At 75.0% G+C, this 1,310-nt stretch carries 1 protein-coding gene; it reads right to left on the minus strand.

The annotated features are described in order from the left end of the window. Positions 1-55 precede the first annotated feature (55 nt). Positions 56-1,261, minus strand: coding sequence for a tetratricopeptide repeat protein (locus CCN33_RS29040; protein WP_086696347.1), 1,206 nt, complete (start codon positions 1,259-1,261; stop codon positions 56-58). Positions 1,262-1,310 lie beyond the last annotated feature (49 nt).

The following is a 1,310-nucleotide window of genomic DNA, read 5'->3' on the forward strand; positions in this document are numbered from 1 at the left end:
CGAGGCACCGCACCAGACGCAGCGGGCTGATCCACGAAGATCGACGAGACACCCCCTAGAACGGCGGCCCCGCCGGTGCCGGGCCCAGTGTGGTCGTGCCCGGTGTCGTCCGGTGACCCAGCCCCGTGCGGTACGCGTCCAGGGCCGCCTCCGTGCGTCCCGTGCGGCGGAGGAGGTCGCCCAGGAGGCGGCAGAGGTCGGCCAGGTCGCCTGCCGCACCCGCCCGTTCCAGGAGGCTCAGGGCGCGTACGTAGTGCTCTTCCGCCGAGTCCGTCTCGTCCGCGTCCTCGGCGATGATGCCGAGGAGGCGGTGGGCGGCGGCCGCGTGCACGGCGCCGCGTTCGGAGGAGAAGTCGCCGAGGACGCCGTCGAGGAGGGCGGCGGCCTCGGTGGGTCTGCCCCGGCGGTGCAGGACGTCGGCCAGCTCGACCGCGGCCTGGCTGCGGTAGAGGGCGGCGCGGGTCTCGGCCAGCATCTCCAGCGCTTGCCGCAGTTCGCTTTCGGCGCGGTCCAGTTCACCCGCCTGAGCGTGGACGTAGCCGCGCATCCAGTGGCAGTTGGCCAGCTCGGTGCGCAGCCGGAGCTGGCGGTAGAGCCCGGCCGCCTTGGCGAGGGAGGCGTCCGCCTCGGCGTGCCGGCCCTCGGCGAGCAGCGTACGGGCCACCGAGCGGTGCATCCGGGCGATCAGCGCGGGGTCGGCGGCGCGCGGGGCGAGGGCGAGCGCGAACTCGGCGGCCTGGGCGGCGCGGGCGTGGGCGCCCATGTCCATGTAGGGGCCGATGACGGCGGTGTAGAGGTGCAGCAGGGCGTCCGGGTCGTGCAGGCCGCCCCGGTTGAGTTCGTCGAGGGCGGACTCCAGCAGGTAGACCGCGTAGCGGAGTTCACCGGCCAGGTAGTGCGCCACGGCCCGGCCGCGTACGGCGGGTACCCGTACCGGGAGGGTCTCGCCGGACAGCAGTTCCTCCGCCTGCTCGAAGTGGCCGTGTGCCGCGCGGAGTTCACCGCTCTCCAGCGCGCATTCGCCAAGTCCCATCAGCGCGGCGGCCTGTTCGTGTCCGAGGCCGTGCTCCTCCGCCTCGGCCAGCAGGGCCGCGTACCGCTCGGTGGCCTCCTCGGCGCGGCCGTCCGCCGTCGTCCAGGCGCAACAGGGGCCTGCCCTCGGCGAGGACACGGGTCTTGGTGGACAGGGCGCCGTCCAGCGGCAGCGCCAGCAGGCGGACCCGGTCGCCGAGCGCGGCGCGGAGTTCGGCGCTGGACGGATCGTCGCCGAGGGCGGTGACCAGCGTGACGTCCCGGCCGTCGGCGGCGGC

The organism is Streptomyces recifensis, from assembly GCF_002154615.1.
Classification (GTDB): Bacteria; Actinomycetota; Actinomycetes; order Streptomycetales; family Streptomycetaceae; genus Streptomyces; species Streptomyces griseoluteus.